At 62.5% G+C, this 15,295-nt stretch carries 15 protein-coding genes; 13 read left to right on the top strand and 2 right to left on the bottom strand.

Going from position 1 to position 15,295, the window contains the following annotated elements:
- The first annotated feature begins 105 nt into the window (after nucleotides 1–105).
- The 12 genes from AB4O16_RS06785 (at nucleotide 106) to AB4O16_RS06730 (ending at nucleotide 11,450) form a co-directional block, all read left to right on the top strand.
- On the top strand, nucleotides 106–546 hold the full coding sequence (locus AB4O16_RS06785) for a hypothetical protein (protein WP_160389992.1): 441 nt from the start codon (nucleotides 106–108) through the stop codon (nucleotides 544–546).
- 347 nt (nucleotides 547–893) lie between these two features.
- Nucleotides 894–1,784: a VOC family protein gene (locus AB4O16_RS06780; RefSeq protein ID WP_160389993.1), complete on the top strand. Its 891-nt coding sequence runs from the start codon at nucleotides 894–896 to the stop codon at nucleotides 1,782–1,784.
- Nucleotides 1,785–1,795: 11 nt separating this feature from the next.
- Entirely contained in the window at nucleotides 1,796–2,677 is an 882-nt protein-coding gene (locus tag AB4O16_RS06775) for a CoA transferase subunit A (protein WP_160389994.1), read from the top strand.
- Between the two features lie 12 nt (nucleotides 2,678–2,689).
- Nucleotides 2,690–3,478, top strand: a complete 789-nt coding sequence (locus tag AB4O16_RS06770; protein ID WP_160389995.1) for a CoA-transferase subunit beta — start codon at nucleotides 2,690–2,692, stop codon at nucleotides 3,476–3,478.
- Nucleotides 3,479–3,501: 23 nt separating this feature from the next.
- Complete coding sequence (locus AB4O16_RS06765) at nucleotides 3,502–4,374, top strand: enoyl-CoA hydratase (protein WP_160389996.1); 873 nt, start codon at nucleotides 3,502–3,504, stop codon at nucleotides 4,372–4,374.
- Nucleotides 4,375–4,376: 2 nt separating this feature from the next.
- A complete protein-coding gene (locus AB4O16_RS06760; RefSeq protein ID WP_160389997.1) occupies nucleotides 4,377–5,444 on the top strand; it encodes an NAD(P)H-dependent flavin oxidoreductase in 1,068 nt (355 codons plus the stop codon).
- A gap of 10 nt (nucleotides 5,445–5,454) precedes the next feature.
- The gene (locus AB4O16_RS06755) at nucleotides 5,455–6,210 is read left to right on the top strand and encodes an enoyl-CoA hydratase family protein (protein WP_160389998.1); all 756 of its coding nucleotides are present in this window, start codon (nucleotides 5,455–5,457) and stop codon (nucleotides 6,208–6,210) included.
- 10 nt (nucleotides 6,211–6,220) lie between these two features.
- Nucleotides 6,221–7,387, top strand: coding sequence for an acyl-CoA dehydrogenase family protein (locus AB4O16_RS06750; protein ID WP_160390000.1), 1,167 nt, complete (start codon nucleotides 6,221–6,223; stop codon nucleotides 7,385–7,387).
- A 10-nt stretch (nucleotides 7,388–7,397) separates the two neighbouring features.
- Nucleotides 7,398–8,453, top strand: coding sequence for an acyl-CoA dehydrogenase family protein (locus AB4O16_RS06745; protein WP_160389999.1), 1,056 nt, complete (start codon nucleotides 7,398–7,400; stop codon nucleotides 8,451–8,453).
- Between the two features lie 127 nt (nucleotides 8,454–8,580).
- The gene (locus AB4O16_RS06740) at nucleotides 8,581–9,729 is read left to right on the top strand and encodes an acetyl-CoA C-acetyltransferase (RefSeq protein WP_160385799.1); all 1,149 of its coding nucleotides are present in this window, start codon (nucleotides 8,581–8,583) and stop codon (nucleotides 9,727–9,729) included.
- 144 nt (nucleotides 9,730–9,873) lie between these two features.
- The gene (locus AB4O16_RS06735) at nucleotides 9,874–10,749 is read left to right on the top strand and encodes an SDR family oxidoreductase (protein ID WP_160385800.1); all 876 of its coding nucleotides are present in this window, start codon (nucleotides 9,874–9,876) and stop codon (nucleotides 10,747–10,749) included.
- A 191-nt stretch (nucleotides 10,750–10,940) separates the two neighbouring features.
- A complete protein-coding gene (locus AB4O16_RS06730; RefSeq protein ID WP_056722346.1) occupies nucleotides 10,941–11,450 on the top strand; it encodes a DUF1993 domain-containing protein in 510 nt (169 codons plus the stop codon).
- Between the two features lie 189 nt (nucleotides 11,451–11,639).
- Here the strand turns inward: AB4O16_RS06730 and sstT are convergent, their stop codons facing one another.
- Nucleotides 11,640–12,872: a serine/threonine transporter SstT gene (gene sstT / locus AB4O16_RS06725; RefSeq protein ID WP_160385801.1), complete on the bottom strand. Its 1,233-nt coding sequence runs from the start codon at nucleotides 12,870–12,872 to the stop codon at nucleotides 11,640–11,642.
- Between the two features lie 278 nt (nucleotides 12,873–13,150).
- On the opposite strand from sstT, the gene AB4O16_RS06720 reads away from it, so the two are divergent.
- The gene (locus tag AB4O16_RS06720) at nucleotides 13,151–14,311 is read left to right on the top strand and encodes an MFS transporter (protein WP_160385802.1); all 1,161 of its coding nucleotides are present in this window, start codon (nucleotides 13,151–13,153) and stop codon (nucleotides 14,309–14,311) included.
- On the opposite strand, the gene nhaR is transcribed toward AB4O16_RS06720, so the two are convergent.
- Nucleotides 14,298–15,197, bottom strand: a complete 900-nt coding sequence (nhaR, locus tag AB4O16_RS06715) for a transcriptional activator NhaR (protein ID WP_160385803.1) — start codon at nucleotides 15,195–15,197, stop codon at nucleotides 14,298–14,300. The genes AB4O16_RS06720 and nhaR overlap by 14 nt on opposite strands.
- Nucleotides 15,198–15,295 lie beyond the last annotated feature (98 nt).

The raw sequence follows: 15,295 nt of genomic DNA, 5'->3' as shown, positions 1-15,295 counted from the left end.
ACTTCCTGCAGTAATTTATCAATCCATTGTTTCGATATTGTAAAGCGTCCACTTTGTTGATGCTGTCCTGAAATAACATCCATAAAAATCAAAAAAAGGCACAACATGATTATTGAATTCAGACCGCTATTAATGTCTATGTTACTGCTGGCTGGAATGTACTCGGCTGGCGCCAATGCACAGCCGACAACGCCTTCGGTTTCAAAAGAGGCTGTCGCCACACCCGATAATGCAATCATGCTGACTGTTTTCCTGAAACACGATCAGTCACGGCCATTGGGGGAGTTGAGAGAGCAATTCACCAAGCTGGGGTTTTACAAGGTGTTCCCTCCTGCCGGGGTGGAGGTTGTCAGCTGGAATATAACCATGGGTATTGGACATGTCATCGTTCTGCGCTTGCCTGCCTCGCGTCTCGCAGCGGTAAATCTCGCACTCGAAAACACCGCATGGGGAAGTTACCGGACAGAATTCTTTCCTACCTATGATTACAAGGAAATAGCACTGGCAGAGCAAAAGAAAGTGCGAGAAGCCAAATCCAACCAGTAACTACAGAGCAGACGTGCAACGCCATAACGGGTCTTCCAGGCCCGTTTTTTTATGCCTGCCGGATAGGGCGTGACCACCGCATATCCCCTGTAGGAGCGAGCCTGCTCGCGAAAAACAGAAGAACGCCGCGTGGTGTCAGGCTATCAGCGTTTTCGTTGGCGACCATCGCGAGCAAGCTCGCTCCTACAGTTTTGATGTGTTTACCCCATCATTTCCGCTAGTCCCATTGGACGATGTTGCCCCTCCCCGAACCCGTTTGAATGGCTCCTACATATAGCCCCTACATAAAGTCTCCCCCGGCAGTCGCCGAAGGGCGGCACGGCCTGAGTAAAACGAGGAGTGCATCCATGGATATCCGCGGTCTGGGTTACGTCACCCTGTTATCCAGCGACCTGGCGCAGTGGCGCCACTACGCGAGCCAGGTGTTGGGCATGATGGTCAGCGGCGACGATGAGCAGCTGTACCTGAAAATGGACGAGCGTCATTACCGCATCCTCGTGCAGAAGAATGCCGAGAACAGCTTCGGTGCCTGCGGCTGGGAAGTGGCCGGCAAGGCGGCGCTGGAGCAGGCGGTCAGTGAGTTGCAACAGGCCGACGTACAGGTGACCCGTGGCACCGCGGCCGAAGCCGAGCTGCGCAAGGTCCAGGAACTGGTGCACTTCAGCGACCCGGATGGCAACCGTCACGAAATCTTCTGGGGCCCGCTGCAGGACTTCGCTCGTTTCGTTTCGCCGGTGGGCGTCAAAGGTTTTGTCACCAACGACCTCGGCATGGGCCACGTCGTATTGCCGGCCCCAGCCTTCGAACGCTGCCGCGACTTCTACGAACTGGTGATGGGTTTTGGCTTGTCGGACCTGATGAAAGTCCGCTTCACCCCGGACCCTGCCGAGCCGCAAAAACGCATTCACTTCCTGCACTGCAACAACGGCCGGCACCACTCGCTGGCGATTTTCGAGTGCCCGATGCCCCACGGTTGCGTGCACATGATGGTCGAGGTCAACGCGCTGGACGAAGTCGGCCGTGCCCTGGACCGCGTGCACGCCAACGGTGTGAAGCTGTCGGCCACCCTCGGCCAGCACACCAACGACCAGATGATTTCTTTCTATATCAAGACCCCGTCCGGGTTTGACCTGGAGTACGGCTGCGATGGCCTGGTGGTCGATTGGGACCGCCACACGCCGTTCGAAAGCACCGTGGTCAGCCACTGGGGCCACGACTTCAGTGTCGGTCGCCAATGAGGAACAAGACGATGGACAAGCAAATGAGCACCGCCGAGATCGTTGGCAATCTGCGTGACGGCATGACCATCGGTATCGGAGGCTGGGGCCCGCGCCGCAAGCCGATGGCGCTGGTGCGCGAGATCCTGCGCTCGGACCTCAAGGACCTGACCGTGGTTGCCTACGGCGGGGCCGATGTCGGCATGCTCTGCGCGGCCGGCAAGATAAAGAAACTGGTGTTCGCCTTCGTTTCCCTGGACTTCATTCCGCTGGAGCCGTACTTCCGCAAGGCGCGCCAGGAAGCGGCGCTGGAAGTGATGGAGATCGACGAAGGCATGCTGCTGCTCGGCCTGCGGGCGGCGGCGATGAATGTCCCGTTCATTCCGACTGCCGTGGGCCTGGGCACCGACGTGCTGCGCCACAACCGTCAGATCAAGTTGATCGCCTCGCCGTACGCCGATGGCAAGGACTGGGTCGCCATGCCGGCGCTCAAGCTCGACGCGGCGCTGGTCCACGTCGACCGCGCCGACAAACGCGGTGTGTGCCAGATCAGCGGTCCGGATCACTACATGGACGATCTGTTCGTGCGGGCCGCGACCCACAGCTACGTGACCTGCGATGAGCTGGTCGACAGCGAGTATTTCCATCAGGACAGTGCCCACGCCCATCAAGTGTTCTGGGAACGCAACCTGACCACGGCCGTGGCCCACGTGCCGGGCGGGGCGCATCCGTCGTCCTGCGCGCCGCTGTACGGTTTCGACGTCGCGCACTTCAAGGCCTACAACGCCACGGTCCAGGCGGCCGATGGCTGGGAAGGCTACGTGCGCGACTACGTCGACTGCACCCACGAACAGTATCTGGAAAAGGTCGGCGGCCTGGCTGCGATCCGTGAACTGCCGTTGCCGATTTTCTAAGGGAGCCTTTCGATGAGCACTACTGATTACAGCCTCGCTGAGTTGATGATCTGCGCGGCCTCCGAAGCCTGGCGCGAAGACGGCGAAGTTTTGGCCTCCGGCATCGGCGTGATTCCGCGTCTGGCTGCTTCGCTGGCCATGTTGACCAGCAACCCGCAACTGCTGATGACCGACTCCGAAGCCTACATGGTCGCCGAACCGGTGCCCTTGGGCGCGCGCAAAGGCTATGAACCCAAGCGCGACAGCTGGATGGGCTTCTCGCGGATTTTCGACAACGTCTGGGGCGGCAAGCGCCATGCCCTGGTCGGCCCGACCCAGATCGACCGTTACGGTCAAGCCAACATTTCCTGCATCGGCGACTACGCCAAACCCAAGGCGCAGATGCTCGGCGTGCGCGGTTTCCCCGGCAACTCGATCAGCCACGCCAACTCGTTTTGCGTGCCGAGCCATAACCGTCGGGTGTTCGTCGAAGGCGAGGTCGATATGGTCGCCTCGGTCGGCTACAACCCGGCGCGTCTGGCGCGGGGCTGGTCGCTGGACGACATCGACATCCGCCTGATCATCACCGACCTCTGCGTCCTGGATTTCCAGGGTCCGCAGCGGCAGATGCGCATCCGTTCGCTGCACTCCGGCGTGACGGCAGCGCAAGTCCAGGACAACACCGGTTTCGAATTGCACGTGCCGGACGACTGCCCGACCACCGCGGCCCCGACTGTCGAGCAATTGCAACTGATCCAGCGTCTGGACCCGCACAACCTGCGCGCCCTGCAACTCAAAGACAACCCGCCAGGCCAACGCTGAGCAACGCGTTGCGGAGAAAAGTGATGGCTGAACATAACGATAACAATCAGGCCGAGGTGGTGCTGTACGAGGTGCGTGGCGCGGTGGCCCTGGTCACCATGAACCGCCCCGAGTTCCACAACGCGCAGAACTCGCAGATGACCTATGCGCTGGACGCGGCGTTTCGCCGGGCCTGCGATGACGATGAAGTGAAGGTCATTGTGTTGCGTGGCGCCGGCAAGCATTTCTCCGCCGGGCATGACATCGGTACTCCGGGCCGCGACGTCGACAAGACCTTCGACCGCGCCAGCCTGTGGTACGACCATGTGAACAAACCGGGCGGCGAGTTTTTGTATGCCCGCGAGCAGGAAGTCTATCTGGGCATGTGCCGCCGCTGGCGCGAAATGCCCAAGCCGACCATCGCCATGGTCCAGGGCGCGTGCATTGCCGGTGGGCTGATGCTGGCCTGGGTCTGCGACCTGATCGTCGCCAGCGAGGATGCCTACTTCGCCGATCCGGTGGTGCGCATGGGCATTCCCGGGGTGGAGTATTTCGCCCACGTGCATGAACTCAATCCGCGCATCGCCAAGGAATTCCTGTTCCTCGGCGAACGCATGCCGGCGCCGCGTGCCTATCAGATGGGCATGCTCAATCGAGTGGTGGCTCGCGACGAGCTGGAACAACAGACCCTCGACATCGCCGGGCGCATCGCACAAATGCCGCGCCTGGGCCTGCAACTGAGCAAGCAAGCGGTGAACAACGCCGAAGACCTGATGGGCAAGCGCGCGACCATGGACATGGTGTTCGGCCTGCATCACTTCGCCCATGCCCACAATGAACTGGTGTCCGGCGACCGCCTCGGCGGCTACGACGCCAAGGCCATGGCCAGTTCCCAGCGCAAGTCGGGCGAGGCGTGAGCATGGCGATCTCGTTGAATACCCGTTTGACTGAACTGCTCGGTTGCCGTTATCCGATCATCCAGACCGCCATGGGCTGGGTCGCCGACCCGAAACTGGTGGCGGCCACGGGCAATGCCGGTGGTTTCGGTTTTCTCGCCGGGGCGACCATCGAGCCGCAACAGATGGAAGCGGCGATCATTGAAACCCGGCGCCTGACCGATCAGCCGTTCGGGGTGAACTTCCACATGTACCAAGCCAATGCCGGCGAGATCGTCGAGCTGGTGTTGCGCCATAAAGTCCGCGCGGTGAGCTACAGCCGTTCGCCGGGCAAGCAAATGATCAGCCGCCTGAAGGATGCCGGCGTGGTGTGCATTCCCACGGTCGGCGCGCTCAAGCACGCGCAGAAAGCCGTGGAAATGGGCGCCGATGCGGTGACCGTGCAGGGCGGCGAGGGCGGTGGGCACACCGGTTCCGTGCCGACCTCGCTGCTGCTGGATCAGGTGGTCAATGCCGTGTCGGTGCCCGTGGTGGCGGCCGGTGGGTTCAAGGACGGTAAAGGACTGGTCTCGGCCCTGGCCTACGGTGCCGAAGGCATCGCCATGGGCACGCGTTTCCTGATGTGCGCCGACAGCCCGGTGCCCCAGGCGACGCTTGCCCGTTACCTGGCGGTCAAGGACCCGGCGGCGATCATCATCAGCCGCGCTATCGACGGCATGCCGCAACGGATGATCCGCAACGAATTGCTCAACCAGCTGGAAAGCAGTGGCGGCCTAAAGCGCCTGTTGCTGGCGTTGCAAAGTGGCCTGGCCTACCGCCGCCACACCGGCATGAGCCTGACCCAATTGCTCAGCAGCGCCTTGAAGATGCGCGGTGCCGGAGAGCTGACCGCCGCGCAAAGCATCATGGCCGCCAACGCGCCGATGGTGATCCAGAAAGCCATGGTCGACGGGCAACCGGCCGCGGGCGTGTTGCCCGCCGGACAGATCGCCGCCTCCATCGACAGCTTGCCCAGCTGCGCCCAATTGATTGAACAGATCGTCCGCGACGCCGAAGCGCGCCTGGGCGAGCTGTGTCGCCGTGTGTCGTAAGGGGAAAGACATGAAACCATTTAGCGTCAGCATCGATAACGGCATTGCCGAACTGGTGTTCGACCGACCGCCGGTCAACGCCTTCAATAACCAGGGCTGGGCCGACATCGCCAGCGAGATCGAGGGCCTGGGTCGCAACAGCGACGTGCGGGTGATCGTGATTCGTGCCGAAGGCCGCGGCTTCTGCGCCGGGGTCGATATCAAGGAACTGGCCGCCGACGGCAACCTGATCGTCGCGGTGAACAAGGGCAACTACGACAGCTTCAAGGCGATCCATCGCAACCCGAAACCGGTGATCGTTGCCGTGCATGGCTTCGTATTGGGCGGCGGCATCGGCATCTGCGGGGCGGCCGACATCATCGTCGCGTCCGAGTGCGCCACCTTCGGCGTGCCGGAAGTGGATCGCGGCGCCATGGGCGGCGGCGCGCATTTGCAGCGCCTGTTCCCGGTGCAGAAAGTCCGCCACATGTACTTCACCGGTGAGGCCATCGACGCCGCCGAGGCTTACCGCCTGGGCGCGGTGGAGCGGGTGGTCAAGCGCGAAGACTTGCGCGAAGCGGCGTTGCAGATCGCCCGCACCATCGCCGCCAAGAGCCCGGGCATGATCAGCCTGGCCAAGGAAGCGCTGAGCGGCATCGAAGACGGCAATCTGGAAGACAAATACCGCTGGGAGCAGGGCTTCACCCTCGAAGCCTACCGCTCACTGGACTCTCAGGAAGCACGCGACTCGTTCGTCGAGAAACGCGATGCCCGATTCAACGGCTGAAGGCATATCCATGGACCTGACCTATACCCCGGCCCAGCAGGCCTTTCGCGTCGAGGCGCGGACCTGGCTGGCGGCCAATGTACCGAGTGAACCGTTGCAATCGTTCGACACCGAACAGGGCTTTGCCGAGCACCGCGCCTGGGAAGCCAGGCTCAATGAAGGCCGTTGGGGCATGGTCACCTGGCCGACCGAACTCGGCGGGCGCGGCTGCGACCTGATCGAGTGGCTGATTTTCGAAGAGGAATATTACCGTTCCGGGGCGCCGGCACGGGTCAACCAGAACGGCATCTTCCTGCTCGGCCCGACCCTGATGGAGTACGGCACCCCGGAGCAAAAGGCGCGGTTCCTGCCGCGCATGGCCACCGGCGAAGACATCTGGGCCCAGGCCTGGTCCGAGCCGGGTGCCGGTTCCGACATGGCGGCGATCCGCTCCAAGGCTGAACGGGTGGGCGACCACTACGTGATCAATGGCCAGAAGACCTGGTCGACCCGCGCGGTGTGGGCCGATTGGGCGTTCGGTATTTTCCGCACCGACGCGCAGTCCCAGCGTCATCACGGGCTGACTTTCATCCTGTTGCCACTGGACACGCCGGGCATCACGGTGCGGCCGATTCCGCAGCTCAACGGCTTGCCGGGCTTTGCCGAAATCTTCTTCGACGACGTCAAGGTGCCGGTGGAAAACGCCCTCGGTGGCGAAGGCATGGGCTGGCACGTGGCGATGTCCACCGCCGGTTTCGAGCGTGGTTTGTTGCTGCGTTCACCTGCGCGCTTCCAGGAGACCGCCAAGCGCCTGGTGCAGTTGTACCTGGCCAACCGTGAACAGGCCGACCGCGACCCGGCCATTGGCGAAGCGGTGATGCGCGCCTGGCTCGATGCCGAGGCCTACACCCTGAGCACCTACATGACCGCCTCGCAACTGGTGCAGGGCGGCAAGATCGGGCCGGAATCGTCGACCAACAAGATCTTCTGGTCCGAACTCGACCAGCGCATGCACGACACCGCCATGAGCATTCTCGGCCTGCGTGGCGAACTGCTGCCGCATGCCCCGGCCGCCGGTGACGTCGGCCATTGGCTGGAAGGTTTCCTGTTTGCCCAGGCCGGGCCGATCTACGCCGGCACCAACGAGATCCAGCGCAACATCATTGCCGAACGCATGCTCGGCATGCCGCGTGCCTGAGGAATAGACCATGGACTTTAGTTTCAGCCGCGACCAACTGCTGTTTCAGGACAACGTCCGCAGCTTCCTGATCAACGAAGTCACGCCGGAACGCATTCGCGAACTGTGGCAGAGCGACAGTGGCCGCAGCGATCAGCTCTGGGCGCAACTGGTGGAGCTGGGCCTGACTGCACTGACCGTGCCCGAGGCGCAGGAGGGCATGGGCATGAACGAGCTGGACTTCGTGCTGATCGCCCAGGAATGCGGTTACGCCGGTCTGCCTGAACCGCTGGTGGACACCATGCTGGTCGGCGTGCCGTTGCTCGCGGCCCTGGATGAGCAACATGCGTCGCTCAAGCAAAAATGGCTGTCGCGAGTGGCCGAGGGCCGCGCACGTCTTGCTGTTTCCGAGCCAGGTAATCCGCTGGTCAGCGATGCCCATGTCGCCGATCTGCTGTTGCTGGCCAATGGCGACGAAGTGCACGCCTTGGAGCGTGATGCCGTACGCCTGACCCGCAACGTGTCGGTCGACCCGAGCCGCCAGTTGTTCCAGATCGAGTGGACACCCACGCCTGCTACCTGCGTCGCCTCCGGTGAACAGGGCCGACGCTTGTGGGCGGCCGCCTTCAACCGTGGCGCTCTCGCCAGTGCCGCGCAATTGCTCGGGCTGGCCAAGCGCATGGTCGACCTGGCGGTGGACTACACCTTCGAGCGCAAGCAATTCGGCAAGCCGGTGGGCTCGTTCCAGGCGGTCAAGCACTTGATGGCCAACGTCGCGGTGCAGATCGAGTTCGCCAAGGGGCCGTTGTATCGCGCCGCTTATGCTATCGCCGAACAACAACCGGAGCAGGACGTATTCGTGTCCCACGCCAAATTGGCGACCGCGGAAGCGGCCATGCTCGCGGCGAAGAACACCATCCAGGCTCACGGTGCGATGGGGTACACCTGGGAAGTCGATTTGCACCTGTTCATGAAACGCGCCTGGGCACTGGACAAGGTCTGGGGCGATCGCGGTTTGCACAAAGGACGGATTCGTGCGGCGCTGTTCGACGGACAACGTGCGTTGGGTGCCGGTAGCACCTTCTAGTCAACGGGGATCGAACCTGTAGGAGCCGGCTTGCTGGCGATGGCGATCCCAAATACGCCATCGCCAGCAAGCCGGCTCCTACAAAGATGCGACCGTGCCGATTTCAATTTCTTCACCGAGGTAGACCATGCCTGAAGCCTATATCGTCGACGCCCTGCGCACGCCCACCGGGCGGCGCAAGGGTGGTCTGAGCCAGATTCACGCCGCCGACCTGGGCGCCCATGTGTTGCGTGCGCTGGTCGAGCGCAACGACATTCCCGACGAGGATTACGATGACGTGATCTTCGGTTGCGTCGACACCATCGGCCCGCTGGCCGGGGACATCGCCCGCACCAGCTGGCTGGCGGCCGGCCTGTCGCAATCGGTGCCGGGCACCACCATCGATCGCCAGTGCGGTTCGTCCCAGCAAGCGGTGCACTTCGCCGCCCAGGCGGTGATGAGCGGCACCCAGGACGTGGTCATCGCCGGTGGCGTGCAGACCATGACCCAGATCCCGATTTCCTCGGCGATGATCGCCGCCGAACCCTTGGGCTTCACCGATCCGTTCAGCGGTTCCGAAGGCTGGGTGCGGCGCTACGGCGCGCAACCGCCGACGCAGTTCCGTTCGGCGCAGATGATTGCGGAAAAGTGGGACCTGTCCCGGGCGCAACTTGAAGCCTATTCGCTTGAGTCCCATCGACGTGCCTTGCAGGCCATCGAGCAAGGCCGCTTCAACCGCGAGATCGTGCCGCTGGCCGGTGTGCTGCATGACGAAACCCCGCGCCAGACCAGCCTGGAAAAAATGGCCGAGCTGGAATACCTGTTCGGCTGCGACCGGGTCACCGCCGCGGTGTCGAGCCAGACCTGCGACGCGGCCAGCGCGATGCTGATCGTCTCGCAAGCGGCGCTCAAGCGTTACGGCCTGACGCCACGGGCACGCATCCATCACCTGAGCGTACGCGCCGAAGATCCGATCTGGATGCTCACCGCGCCGATCCCGGCCACTGCCTACGCACTCAAGCGCGCCGGCATGAAGCTTGAAGACATCGACCGGGTGGAGATCAACGAAGCCTTCGCCTCGGTGGCCATGGCCTGGTTGAAAGAGACCGGTTATCCCCATGAACAGACCAACGTCAACGGCGGCGCGATTGCCCTCGGCCATCCGCTGGGCGCCACCGGCACCCGCTTGATGTGCACCTTGCTGCATGAGCTGGAACGCAGCGGTGGCCGTTATGGCCTGCAGACCATGTGCGAAGGCGGCGGTCAGGCCAACGTGACGATCATCGAACGCTTGTAAACCAGGATGCACACCGATCCTGTAGGAGCCGGCTTGCTGGCGATGGGATCACCGCGGTGTACCAGGCGCACCGCAGTGATCCCATCGCCAGCAAGCCGGCTCCTACAGAGATTTGTGCTGTGATGAATTTTAAGGAATAACCCTATGAAAATCTGTGAAAACCGCGTCGTGATTATCACCGGTGCCGGCGGTGGTCTGGGCCGTGCCTACGCGCTGGCCTTCGCCGCCGAAGGCGCGAAAGTGGTGGTCAACGACATCAATCGCGAAGCGGCGCTGGCCGTGGTCGGCGAAATCCTCGGCCAGGGCGGCAGTGCCGTGGCCAACAGCGACGACATCACCCGCTACGACTCGGCGGGGCTGATCGTACGCCAGGCCATCGAAACCTTCGGCGACTTGAACGTGGTGGTCAACAACGCCGGCATCTGCCGCGACCGCATGTTCGCCAGCCTCAGCGAAGCCGACTGGGACGCCGTGGTTGCGGTGCACCTGAAAGGTCACTTCTGCATTTCCAGCCACGCCGTGAAGTACTGGCGCGAGCAGGTCAAGGGCGGTGCGAAGGTCGATGCGCGGATCATCAACACCAGCTCCGGCGCCGGTCTGCAGGGCTCCATCGGTCAATCCAACTACGCGGCGGCCAAGGGCGGCATTGCTTCGCTGACGCTGGTTCAGGCCGCTGAACTGCGCCGCTATGGCATCACCGCCAACGCCCTGGCTCCGGCCGCCCGGACCGGGATGACCGAGCAGGTGTTCGCCGACACCATGAAAAAGCCTGAAGAGGGCTTCGATTATTTCGCCCCGGAAAACGTCGCGCCGCTGGTGGTGTGGCTCGGTTCCGAGGCTTCCGCCGATGTCACCGGGCAGATGTTCGAAGTCGAGGGCGGCAAGTTGTCCATCGCCGACGGCTGGCGCCGTGGGCCGCAACTGGATCGCCAGGGCCGCTGGGCGGTGGGCGAGATGGGTGAAGCCGTTGCACAGTTGGTGGCTCACGCCGTTCCGGCGGCCAAAGTGTACGGCAGCTGAAAAAGTCCGGTCTCGGGAGGGCTGTGCATGGCTATAATCGGCCCCTGATGCCGATCACCTGTAGGAGCGAGCTTGCTCGCGATGAACTCCGGCGCAACGCGTTTAATCAGACAGAACGCGTTATCGTTCACGTCCATCGCGAGCAAGCTCGCTCCTACACATGACCCACGTTCCTCAACACGAGACCTGCCATGACCATTTCCCTGTACGACGCTTCCATCCCTGTTCTCCAGCAAATGCTCAACGCCCTCAGCGGCGTGCTGAAAAAGGCCGAAGCCCACGCCACCGAGAAAAACATCGACCCGAACGCGTTCCTGCAAGCGCGCCTGTTCCCGGACATGTTCCCGCTGGTGCGTCAGGTGCAGATCGCCGTTGATTTCGCCAAAGGCATTTCTTCGCGTCTGGCCGAAGTCGAACTGCCGAAGTACGACGACACCGAAACCACCTTCGCCGAGCTGCAGGCACTGATCGCCAAGGTTCTGGCCTACATCGGCGAGTTCACGCCCGAGCAGATCAACGGCAAGGAAGGCATCGAGATCGTCACCCGTCCGGGCACGCCTAAAGAGAAGCGTTTCAGCGGCCAGTCCTACCTGCTGACCTACGGCCTGCCGCAGTTCTTCTTCCACGTCACCACCACTTACGCACTGCTGCGCCACAACGGCGTGGAAGTGGGCAAGCGCGACTACATGGGCGCGTTCTAAACCGTCCGGGTACAAAAAAGCCCGCCAAGGTTTGCGCCTTGGCGGGCTTTTTTTTCATGCATGCATTTGTTGCAAATACACCGCCGACCCTGTGGGAGCGGGCTTGCCCGCGATGGCGGTGTAACCTTCAACATTGATGTTGACTGACCCACCGCTATCGCGAGCAAGCTCGCTCCCACAGGGGGAGTGTCAGGCCAATCGTTCTGCCTTTGCCTCTTCACCCAGGCAAGCCGCCGCGGTGAACAGCACGTCGGTGGAGGAGTTCAGCGCGGTTTCCGCCGAGTCCTGCAACACGCCGATGATGAAGCCGACCGCCACCACCTGCATGGCGATTTCGCTCGGGATGCCGAACAGGCTGCACGCCAGCGGAATCAGCAGCAGCGAACCACCGGCCACACCCGACGCGCCGCAGGCGCAGATTGCCGCGACGACACTGAGCAGGATCGCGGTCGGGATGTCCACCGCGATGCCCAGGGTGTGCACGGCTGCCAGACTCAGCACGGTAATGGTGATCGCCGCGCCGGCCATGTTGATGGTTGCGCCCAGCGGGATCGATACCGAATAGGTGTCTTCGTGCAGGCCCAGACGCTTGCTCAATTCCAGGTTGACCGGAATGTTCGCCGCCGAGCTGCGGGTGAAGAACGCGGTGATGCCGCTCTCGCGCAGGCAGGTCAGGACCAGCGGGTACGGGTTGCGACGCAGTTTCCAGAAAACGATGAGCGGGTTCATCACCAGCGCCACGAACAACATGCAGCCGAGCAGCACGGCCAGCAGGTGCGCGTAGCCGAGCAGGGCGCCGAAGCCGGAGGTGGCGAGCGTCGAGGCCACCAGGCCGAAGATGCCCAGCGGGGCGAAGCTGATCACCAGGCGCACGATCACCGTCACGCCGTTGGACAGGTCGCCCAGCACTTCACGGGTGGTGTCGCCGGCATGGCGAATGGCGATGCCCATGCCGATGGCCCACGCCAGGATGCCGATGAAGTTGGCGTTCATCAGGGCGCTGACCGGATTGTCGACCACGCTCAGCAACAGGCTTTGCAGCACTTCGCCGATGCCGCCTGGCGCCGTGACAGCGACGTCCTGGGTCGACAGCACCAGGTTCGACGGGAACATCATGCTGGCAACCACCGCGACCACGGCGGCGGCGAAAGTGCCCAGCAGATACAGGAACAGAATCGGCCGGATGTGGGTTTCCTGGCCGTGCTTGTGGTTGGCAATGGAGGCCATGACCAGCACGAACACCAGAATCGGCGCGACCGCTTTGAGTGCCGAGACAAACACTTTGCCGATGAACGCGGTGGATTTCGCCGCTTCAGGCGCAACCAGGGCCAGGGCAATACCGGCGATCAGGCCGATCACGATCTGTGTGACCAGGCTCAGGCGTTTAAGGCGTTGCAATAGAGAAGGGGATGAAGCAGTCATAAAACGGCATCTCTGATTTTTTATAAATGCATGATTTCGCAGGCTTGCGGCAACAAGCAGGGCAGGCCGCAGGCGGGAAACCGAGGGGCGCGGACTTTATCACAACGTGGGAATGATCTTTCAGACCTGTGACGAACTGCCACCCCGGCATTCAACGCGAATTGCAGGTTCGTGCAACCGCATCCGGACACACTCTGCTAAGATTCGCCATCCTCATTTTCATGTCTGCCAGTGAGCCTCCGGGCTATCGCTGGTGCTGTCGTTTTCTGGAGTTTTGCATGCTGTTGCCCATTCTTCTGTTGTCCGCCGCCGGTTTCACGGTGCTGACCACGGAGTTCGTCATCGTCGGCCTGTTGCCGGCCATCGCCCGGGACCTGGACGTCAGCATCCCGCAGGCCGGTTTGCTGGTGACCCTGTTCGCCTTCACCGTGGCCGCGTTCGGGCCGTTCCTGACGGCGTACTTCGCCCGCTTCGAACGGCGCAAGCTGTTTATCTCGGTGCTGATCATGTTTGGTCTGGCCAACACCCTGGCGGCGCTGGCGCCGAATATCTGGGTGATGGCGTTTGCCCGCTTGATCCCGGCGCTGGGGCTGCCGGTGTTCTGGGCGCTGGCCAGCGAGACGGCGGTGGACATCGTCGGGCCGGATTATGCCGGTCGTGCCATCGCCAAGATCGGCTTCGGCATTGTCTGCGCCACGGTGTTCGGCATTCCGGTGGGCACGCTGATCTCCGATGCGTTCGGCTGGCGCAGTGCCTTCGCGATTCTGGCGGTCATCGCCTTCGCCAAGGCGTTGCTGCTGTTCATCTACCTGCCGAGAACGAATCTGCACCAGCACCAGGTCAGCTTCCGCTCGCAGTTCAAGATCCTGCGCAGCCCGCTGATGCTGGGGCATGTGCTGCTGTCAGTGATTGTGTTCAGCGGCATGTTCACCGCCTACACCTACCTGGCGGACATTCTCGAGCGCCTGGCCGGTTTCAACGGCACGGTGGTCGGCTGGTGCCTGATGGGCTTCGGCGCGGTCGGGTTGATCGGCAACTCCCTGGGCGGTCGGGCGGTGGATCGTCATCCGCTGATGGCGTCGATGATGTTCTGCGCGTTCATGATTGCCGGCCTGGTGGCGCTGGTGCCGAACATCCATTCGCCGCTCGGTCTGGCGGCGGCGATGGGCATCTGGGGCGTGACCCAGGCGGCATTGTTCCTGGTCAGCCATGTGCGCCTGATGAAAGCCGCGCCCGAAGCGCCGGCGTTTGCCGCGTCGCTCAACATCGCCGGGGCCAACCTCGGTATCGGCCTGGGCGCGATGATCGGCGGCCGGGTGATCGACAGCGTCGGCCTGCAAGGCCTTGGCTTTGCAGCCGCCGCTTTCATTCTGGCGTCGATCCTGTTGGCCATCGCCCTGATGACTTTCAAGCCGCGCGAAGAAATCACAGCGCTGTAAACAGCTCGCGGCGGGCACCTTCGGTAATGGCGACAATGCCGGGGTGCTTGACCTTGCGATCCACCGAGATGGCATAGAACGACTCGCTCACCGCGTCAGTCTGGCCAATCACCTCCACGGCGCATTGGCGCTGCACCTCATCGGCAATCACGCTCGGGCCGATGAAGATTCCGCTGCCGGATTGGCCGAAGGCCTGCATCAGGGCGCTGTCGTCGAATTCGCCGACAATCTGCGGCTGCACCTGTTGCTCGGCGAACCAGCGTTGCAAACGGCTGCGCACCACGGTTTCCGGGCCGGGAATCAGCAGCGGCGCACCGTGCAGATTGCGCGGGAAGTTGCGTCCGTAACGTGCCGCCAGCTCAGGGGTGGCGAAGAAACTGATCCCGCACTCACCGAGTTTCTGGCTGTAGCCCTTGATGTCCAGGTGCGACGGCATCGGGCTGTCGGAAATCACCAGGTCCAGGCGCTGGATCGCCAGGTCGGCGAGCAGGCGTTCCAGCTTGTCTTCGCGACAGGTGATGCGCAGCGGTTCGCTGAGCTCCATGGTCGGCGCGATCAGGCGATAGACGATGGACTTGGGCACCACGTCGGCCACACCGACGCGAAACAGAATCTGCTGCTCATTGGGTTGTGCCCGCAGCATCAGTTCCAGTTCGCCCCCCAGCTGAAACATTTGCTCGGCGTAGGGCAGGGCCTGGCGTCCGGCCTCGGTCAGCTCGAGTTGCCGCCCGACACGTCGAAACAATTCAACGCCGTAAGTCTGTTCGAGCAGTGATATCTGCCCGCTGATGGTTTGTGGCGTGAGGTTCAGTTGCTCACAGGCGCGCACGATGCTGCCGGTTTTGGCCACCACCCAGAAGTAATGCAATTGCCGATAGTTGAGCATGGCGGTCTACAGTTCGTAAAAACCGAAGTATAACCGCTGAAAATACGAATTTTACTGAAGTATTCATTTCCCTAGAATGCATCGCTATCAACGGGCCA

This window comes from Pseudomonas sp. S2_H10 (genome assembly GCF_054668285.1).
The sequence above is the reverse complement of the archived record's forward strand: the minus strand, read 5'-3'. Positions and strand labels throughout refer to the sequence as shown.

Excerpts from the sequence above, each read along its gene's own strand:
- AB4O16_RS06785 (WP_160389992.1), top strand. The coding sequence starts at position 106 with ATGATTATTGAATTCAGACCGCTATTAATGTCTATGTTACTGCTGGCT.
- AB4O16_RS06780 (WP_160389993.1), top strand. The coding sequence starts at position 894 with ATGGATATCCGCGGTCTGGGTTACGTCACCCTGTTATCCAGCGACCTG.
- AB4O16_RS06775 (WP_160389994.1), top strand. The coding sequence starts at position 1,796 with ATGGACAAGCAAATGAGCACCGCCGAGATCGTTGGCAATCTGCGTGAC.
- AB4O16_RS06770 (WP_160389995.1), top strand. The coding sequence starts at position 2,690 with ATGAGCACTACTGATTACAGCCTCGCTGAGTTGATGATCTGCGCGGCC.
- AB4O16_RS06765 (WP_160389996.1), top strand. The coding sequence starts at position 3,502 with ATGGCTGAACATAACGATAACAATCAGGCCGAGGTGGTGCTGTACGAG.
- AB4O16_RS06760 (WP_160389997.1), top strand. The coding sequence starts at position 4,377 with ATGGCGATCTCGTTGAATACCCGTTTGACTGAACTGCTCGGTTGCCGT.
- AB4O16_RS06755 (WP_160389998.1), top strand. The coding sequence starts at position 5,455 with ATGAAACCATTTAGCGTCAGCATCGATAACGGCATTGCCGAACTGGTG.
- AB4O16_RS06750 (WP_160390000.1), top strand. The coding sequence starts at position 6,221 with ATGGACCTGACCTATACCCCGGCCCAGCAGGCCTTTCGCGTCGAGGCG.
- AB4O16_RS06745 (WP_160389999.1), top strand. The coding sequence starts at position 7,398 with ATGGACTTTAGTTTCAGCCGCGACCAACTGCTGTTTCAGGACAACGTC.
- AB4O16_RS06740 (WP_160385799.1), top strand. The coding sequence starts at position 8,581 with ATGCCTGAAGCCTATATCGTCGACGCCCTGCGCACGCCCACCGGGCGG.
- AB4O16_RS06735 (WP_160385800.1), top strand. The coding sequence starts at position 9,874 with ATGAAAATCTGTGAAAACCGCGTCGTGATTATCACCGGTGCCGGCGGT.
- AB4O16_RS06730 (WP_056722346.1), top strand. The coding sequence starts at position 10,941 with ATGACCATTTCCCTGTACGACGCTTCCATCCCTGTTCTCCAGCAAATG.
- sstT (WP_160385801.1), bottom strand. The coding sequence starts at position 12,872 with ATGACTGCTTCATCCCCTTCTCTATTGCAACGCCTTAAACGCCTGAGC.
- AB4O16_RS06720 (WP_160385802.1), top strand. The coding sequence starts at position 13,151 with ATGCTGTTGCCCATTCTTCTGTTGTCCGCCGCCGGTTTCACGGTGCTG.
- nhaR (WP_160385803.1), bottom strand. The coding sequence starts at position 15,197 with ATGCTCAACTATCGGCAATTGCATTACTTCTGGGTGGTGGCCAAAACC.